The following is a 6,578-nucleotide window of genomic DNA, read 5'->3' on the forward strand; positions in this document are numbered from 1 at the left end:
CGCCCGCACAAGCATTTTAGTAAGGGAAGCTACGAATCTTTCACGTGCGACGTGCTAAGGGATGCGAGCCCCTAGCCGCATGTATGTGTACAGACGAGACCACGCCGCTAACTCTGCGACAGGAATTAGAACGAAGGCATCTGCGGACGAAAGATCTCGATTCCGACCTATTGAGAATGTAATTTTTCTGAGCCACCTCATTAGAGTCATTCTGGCGCTTGGATTGAAATTAAGAGCGTTCCCACAGCCAGGCGGCAAACGGCGTTGCCTTTCTGACACTCCACGCGTCCGTGATGGTGGTTCGCCTGTATGATGCCGTTTTCCGGCTTGATTGCCGCCGCAAGCGTCCGGTATGCACCTTCCAACTCGCAGCAGCGGTGTCCGATTTCCCGGGTCCAACAAAACGCCTCCGAACGTCCCTTTTGGGGGAGGGGCGGGCTGGGAAGTCTGGTTTCGTCTGTGAGTGAACGGATTTATCCTGCTTCGGAGGCATTCTACAAATGGCGACGATCACTACGTCCAGCAGCAACCAGGTGGTTCAGGGTACCGTTGATCCCGATACCATCACCCTTGATGGCGCGGCTGCGAACGACACCGTCCTGGGTAGCAACGGTGGCGACAGCTTCCTCTTCTCCGGCTCGTCTGCCGGCACCGGAAATGTCATCTATGGCAACCTCGGTGACGACACTCTGGTCGGCACTAATGGTGGGACCACTTCGGCCGCGGGCGGCCTGCGCTTCTTCGGCGGTCAGGGCCGTGATTCGATCCTCGGCGGTAACGGCGCGGATACGCTGTACGGCAACAACGATGATGATCGTATCGTTGGCGGCACCGGTGCCGACATCATCTACGGCAACGCGGGCAATGACCTGATCGATTCGCCGGCTATCGTGATCGGCCAGGACACTGTCTACGGCGGCCAGGGCGACGACACGATCAACTACTCGCTCGTGACTGACAACACCACCGGCTTCCGCGCTCTGGGCGGCGTTGGTAACGACTCGATCGTCGGTGGCGCTGGTGCGGATCGCCTGTTCGGCGGTGACGGCAACGACTCGGTCGCCGGCGGCGCCGGTGCTGACCAGATCTACGGCAACGTGGGCGCGGACGTGCTCGTTTCGGGTACTGCCAACGGCAACCTCGGCAACGACACCTTCTTCGGTGGCCAGGGCAACGACATCATCTCGACTGCCACCAACACCACGGCGACCAACGTGTCGATCGTGTACGGCAACCTCGGTGATGACAGCCTGACGGGCGGCGCTGGCAACGACATCTTCTACGGTGGCCAGGGCAACGATCTGATCACCGCTGGTGCCGGCCTCGGAACCCTCAACGGTAACGACGGCAACGACATCCTGATCGGTACGGCCGGCGCGACTGGTACGATCCTGAACGGTGGTGCGGGCAATGACTCGCTCGTTGCGGCGACGAATGGTTCCGTTATCTCCGGCGGTGCCGGTCTCGACACGATCGTTGGTGCCGCTGGCGCTGATACCATCGTGATCGGCCTCGGTGACACGGGCAACACCGCGGCGACCTCGGATCTGATCACGGGCTTCGAGTCCACCGATCGCTTCCGGATCGCCACGAACAGCGGTACGGTGTCGTTCGGTGTGGCGACGCTGCAGCCGGGCCAGAGCGGCTACACCTCCCAGCAGCAGGCTGCCAACACCCTGTTCGGCGCGACCGGCAACAACGTCGCCTTCGTCGCCGACACCAACGGCGGCACGTCGACGGGCTACCTGTTCATCGACAGCAACGGTGACCGTGTCGCCGACGAGTCGCTCCGTCTGACTGGTGCTGCTGCCGCTCCGGCCGCGGGCAACTTCATCTAATCCTGAAGTTAGTATCGAAGGAGAGGCCGCCCGCTTGGGCGGCCTTTTCTTTGTTTGGACGATCCCATGAACAACGCTGCCATCTACTACGAGCCGTCCGCCTTCCACCTCCGGGGCAAGGTGATGGGACGGCAGTCGGCGGGTGCGGCGTTCATGCAAGCGGTCGCGGATGCGCGACCGAACCGTGTCTGGTGCTACGCGAGTGCTCGGGTTCATGCGCAAGACTGTGCGCAGACCCTCACCGAGCTCGGTGCACCGCGGACCGGCGTGACCTGGATCCCATTCTCCCAGCCTCAGCACCTAGCGGAGCCCGGGCTTCTCTATCGTCCCGACCCCGGCATTCATGCCGACGCATGGCGCAGGCTGACCCATGCGCGGCCCGACGCGTACAGTCTCTGCGGCATCACTCATACGACGGCATCGCACGCGGTGATGGATGTCCTGGCTGACTTGCCGACCGCACCGCTCCAGGGATGGGACGCGCTGATCTGCACATCCCGTTCCGTGCGCGATAGCGTCCAAATGCTGGTCGAGAACCGGATCGAGTACCTGCGGGAACGAACAGGTGCAACCCGCTTCGCTCTTCCGCAGCTCCCCTTGATCCCGCTAGGGGTTCACTGTGAGCGGTTCGCCTCCACGTCGGACAAGCGCCAGAATGCCAGGCTCAAGCTTGGGATCGAGCCGGATGAGGTCGTTGTCCTCTTCACCGGTCGGCTCTCATTTCACGGCAAGGCTCACCCCCTACCGATGTATCTTGGTCTCGAGGCCAACGCGAAGACCGCCAAGATTGTGCTCCTGCAGGCCGGTTGGTTTGCACATGAAAGCATCGAGAAGGCTTTCCAAGCGGACGCTGCAGCGCTCTGCCCGTCGGTGCGGTGCATCTACGTGGATGGCCGCAATCAAGACAATATGAAACAGGCCTACGCAGCATCCGACATCTTCACGTCCTTATCCGACAACATACAGGAAACGTTTGGAATTACGCCGATCGAAGCTATGGCGGCCGGCCTACCGGTGGTCGTGAGCGACTGGGACGGCTACCGCGATACCGTCCGCGACGGCATCGACGGCTTCCGTGTTCCCACCCTCACCCTACCGCCCGGCACCAAGCTCGGCTCGGATCTGGCCGACCGATTCGATATGGGGATCGACGACTATGATCGGTACTGCGCCTACACGAGCCAGCTCGTCTCGGTCGATGTCGAGGCGGCGACGCAGGCGTATCGGCGGCTGATCGTCGATCCCGGTCTGCGGGCGAAGATGGGGCAGGCTGGCGCGGCGCGCTCGCGCGAAGTCTTCTCATGGTCCGTGATCTTCCGTGACTATCAGCGCCTTTGGGACGAACTTGCCGAGCGCCGCCGCGCCGATGCCAGACTCGCACCGGCGTTGACGCCGCGCCGAAGGAGCGAGCGTGCGGACCCCTTCGCGATGTTCGCGAGCTACCCGACCGAACATGTCGGGCCGGGCGCATCATTCCGCCGCCACGAGGGGATCGATCTAGCTGCAGCTCTCTCGCGCCTGGAACTCGCTTCTACCAGCTTCGCGAAGTCGATCCTGCCGGCGCCCGCCCTGATCGAGGCCCTGCTTACCGCCCTGGAAGGCGACTGGATGCCGTTCGACGTTCTGGTCCGCGCCGTCCCCGATGTGTCCCCGGAGGCGCTCGCGTCCGCTGTGGTCTGGCTCAGCAAGGCCGGCGTTCTCGACTTCCACAAGCAACCCTGATCGGCTGGAATCGTCCATGTCGCTTCCCCTCAATCGACCGCGGCCGATGTTGACTGCCAAGCGCGAGGTCGTCGCGTGGATCGGTCGGGCCCTCCAGCGTCTTGCCGCATCCCCGTCCGTGGACGCGAACGCGGTGCTCGATGCGTCCAAGCTCGGGTTCGAGTTCAGGCGTCAGATGATCGACGGCTACCTGCGCGACCACTACGGCTTGACCGTACAGAGCGGCCCCTTCCAGGGCATGGCCTACATCGCGGAGGCCGCCGGCTCCCTGTATGGACCGAAGATTCTTGGCACCTACGAGCTGGAGCTTGCCCATATCTTCGGGCAGCTCGAACGCTACGAGACCTTCGTCGATGTCGGTTGTGCAGAAGGCTACTTCGCGGTCGGCGCACTCGTGGCTGCCCCTCACCTCAGGACCCTGGCGTTCGACCTTGACGCTCGGGCCCGTCAGCTCTGCGCAGCCCTGGCTGAGACGAACGAGGTCGCAGGCCGCCTACAGATCGGCGATCTGTGCCGCCCAGAGGATCTCGCTCGGCTGGCGAGTCCGAAGACGCTGATCATGATAGACGTCGAGGGTGCCGAGACGAGCCTCCTGGGCAGCACGCCAGCTGAAGCGCTCTCGGACTGCGACGTGGTGGTCGAGACGCACTACACGTCCGCTGGCTGCACGTTGGAGTTCCTGCACGCCTACTTCTCGGCTACCCACGACCTCACGATCATCGAGCAGACGGCACGCGACCCATCCGCGTTCCCCCCGCTGATGGCACTCGGGCAGGTCGACCGCTTCATGGCGCAGTGGGAAGGCCGAGGGCCGGAACCGTGGATCTTCGCGCAGGCACGGCGCTGAGCTGCTCCACCAATCGATCCGCCTGCCGCTCGAACGTCTCGGCCTCCCACCGAACGTTCTGACGCAAGGACTCCTGAACCAGCCAGTGCGACTCGGGCTCGGCCAAGGCAGCGGAGACCCGAGCGTACAGGCTGCCATCTTCAAGGGCGGCGTCTGTGAAGCGGTAGGCGTCAGGCAGAGGGTAGTCGTCGTAGAACTGCGCCGCACCGCGGTTGCGCACGAAAATGACGGCACCTGAGGCTGCCGCTTCGCGCGGCATAAACTCTCGGCCGGGAAAATGGCTGAAGTCCACGTAGACCCGGGCCCGGCGAAACGCCGCCCAGACGCCCCGTCGGTCGAGGCCGGTGATCGGTCGTGGCGTCAGGTCCGGATGCCGGGCGAAGAACGCCGCGGCCAGTTCACCGCCTTTGCGCGGATTGTAGGCCACCACGGCGTCGGGCCCCGGGCCCTCCGGTTGCCACGTGGTGAACTGGTCGTCGACATGATCCGAGAGCATCGCGATCTCCGGCACGCCCTGGCGGCGCAGGAACTCGCGGGCGTAGAAGGTGGGGGCCCAATGCCGGAGGCCTCTGTCAGCGAAGAGCTCCAGCCGCACCTTCTCGTTCAGCAAGGCCGCGCGCTCGTGGAAGGCGTTGTCGACCGATAGCCACCAAACCGCGGCCTGGGCTGGCGCGTAGGCGCGGTGCAGGTGGGCCAGCACCTCCGGCAACACCACGAGGTGGTCGGACGTGAGGGCGAAGCGCTCGGCAGGCACCGGGCAGTACTTGTCGTAGGCCACGAGGCAGGGGTTCTGCGGAGGAGCTACGCAACGCACCGCGTCACCCTCACGCACGAGTTGCCCGCCGTTGGCATAGTAGGCGAGTTGTGTGGGCAGGGCACGCCGGTTCAGCGCGAAAGCGAGTTGGTGTAGGGCCTGCGGGCCGCCGGTCACCATGGCGGGGCAAAGCAACGTTACCGTACGAATCGGCAAAGAACGCACACGCTTCTCCCGGGTTCGGCAAACGCCTCGTGGCTCCATGGCATCGCTGCCGCACGACACGCAAGGATCCCCCAGGCCACACCATCTGGACATTGGTCGGGAAAGGGGCCACGGCACATCAAAAAGTTGGATTCTCAGGCACCCGCAATGGCTGAAGCTGTGGTTATCCGAGCCCATGTCGCGGACTCGAAACTTAGAGACCTCGTTCGATATCTAGAAAGTTCCGACCGCGATGTTCTGATAGCGGCTGACGAAACGCGTACGCCGTGGCCGGATGGACTGGGTCGAAAGGTTTCTCTAACGCGTGAGACTATCGAATCGCTCGGCCTCCCGTTCGAAAGCAGCTACCTATGGATGTTGGGCGATTATGCACTCTATGGCTGCCGAAATGCGGTGCCAAACTTCGATTTCTACTGGCTAATCGAGCAGGACGTAGCGATCAGATACACAGAGGCGCTAGAGTTTTTCAAAATCTTCGATGGAGCGCAGGAAGACCTGATTGCGCCAGAGTTGGGACGGGTCGATCGGAGTTGGTGGACATGGACCGAAACCATGGAGCCCTTCGTTGGAAGAACGTGGCGGTGTTTCTTTCCGGTTACCAGGTTGTCAGGACGGGCTATCGATTACCTTTTTCATAGAAGGAAGTCCGTCTTCAGCCACATAGCGGCAACTAGAGACAAAACCGGCACTGTCCTACGCATCCCCAACGATGAGGCTTTCGTAGCCAGTGAACTGTGCGAGGCAGGCTTCCTGTGCAGAGATATCAATGACTTCAACGAGAGGATCTATTGCACAGATACCTTCAGATTTCGACGCCCCTTCCCGGCGGGCTTCCTGGATGTGATGGCAGCAGACCGACGCATTTATCACCCTGTCTTGGGCAATGATTGCTTTCTGAGCGCACTGATTGAGCGCTTCACATTTCTGTCGTCGAAACCTGATCCCCAGCGTCTTATCGCGGAATGCGATTATGGTGAGTTCGGCCCGTTAAGGAACATCGTAGCGGACCAGTTTGGTGCCGCCGCAGTCGACGCCCTGAGGTCCCGATGCCCACTCTTGGCCGAGGCGGGATGGTGACCTAAACGACGCCTTCGATGCGCAGGCGTCGGCTTCGCGCTGTATGGCGGCGCCGGCTGTTCGCGTCGTTCGGATCAGGCTCAGGTCACCCCCCCCATGCGCGTCGTCGCCATTC

At 62.6% G+C, this 6,578-nt stretch carries 5 protein-coding genes; 4 read left to right on the plus strand and 1 reads right to left on the minus strand.

Annotated features, from left to right (window positions below; all coding sequences use genetic code 11):
• Window positions 1-500: 500 nt before the first annotated feature.
• The 3 genes from MFF54_RS06310 (at window position 501) to MFF54_RS06320 (ending at window position 4,407) form a co-directional block, all read left to right on the plus strand.
• Window positions 501-1,838, plus strand: coding sequence for a calcium-binding protein (locus MFF54_RS06310; protein WP_238301773.1), 1,338 nt, complete (start codon window positions 501-503; stop codon window positions 1,836-1,838).
• Window positions 1,839-1,904: 66 nt separating this feature from the next.
• Window positions 1,905-3,560, plus strand: coding sequence for a glycosyltransferase family 4 protein (locus MFF54_RS06315; protein WP_238301774.1), 1,656 nt, complete (start codon window positions 1,905-1,907; stop codon window positions 3,558-3,560).
• A gap of 16 nt (window positions 3,561-3,576) precedes the next feature.
• Window positions 3,577-4,407, plus strand: coding sequence for a class I SAM-dependent methyltransferase (locus MFF54_RS06320; RefSeq protein WP_238301775.1), 831 nt, complete (start codon window positions 3,577-3,579; stop codon window positions 4,405-4,407).
• On the opposite strand, the gene MFF54_RS06325 is transcribed toward MFF54_RS06320, so the two are convergent.
• The gene (locus MFF54_RS06325) at window positions 4,346-5,185 is read right to left on the minus strand and encodes a hypothetical protein (RefSeq protein ID WP_238301776.1); all 840 of its coding nucleotides are present in this window, start codon (window positions 5,183-5,185) and stop codon (window positions 4,346-4,348) included. The two genes, MFF54_RS06320 and MFF54_RS06325, sit on opposite strands and share 62 nt — an antisense overlap.
• A 348-nt stretch (window positions 5,186-5,533) precedes the next feature.
• On the opposite strand from MFF54_RS06325, the gene MFF54_RS06330 reads away from it, so the two are divergent.
• Complete coding sequence (locus MFF54_RS06330) at window positions 5,534-6,463, plus strand: hypothetical protein (protein WP_238301777.1); 930 nt, start codon at window positions 5,534-5,536, stop codon at window positions 6,461-6,463.
• Window positions 6,464-6,578: the final 115 nt, after the last annotated feature.

This window comes from Methylobacterium gregans (assembly GCF_022179245.1).
Classification (GTDB): domain Bacteria; phylum Pseudomonadota; class Alphaproteobacteria; order Rhizobiales; family Beijerinckiaceae; genus Methylobacterium; species Methylobacterium gregans.

Coding starts and splice junctions, on each gene's coding strand:
- MFF54_RS06310 (WP_238301773.1), top strand. CDS start 501: ATGGCGACGATCACTACGTCCAGCAGCAACCAGGTGGTTCAGGGTACC.
- MFF54_RS06315 (WP_238301774.1), top strand. CDS start 1,905: ATGAACAACGCTGCCATCTACTACGAGCCGTCCGCCTTCCACCTCCGG.
- MFF54_RS06320 (WP_238301775.1), top strand. CDS start 3,577: ATGTCGCTTCCCCTCAATCGACCGCGGCCGATGTTGACTGCCAAGCGC.
- MFF54_RS06330 (WP_238301777.1), top strand. CDS start 5,534: ATGGCTGAAGCTGTGGTTATCCGAGCCCATGTCGCGGACTCGAAACTT.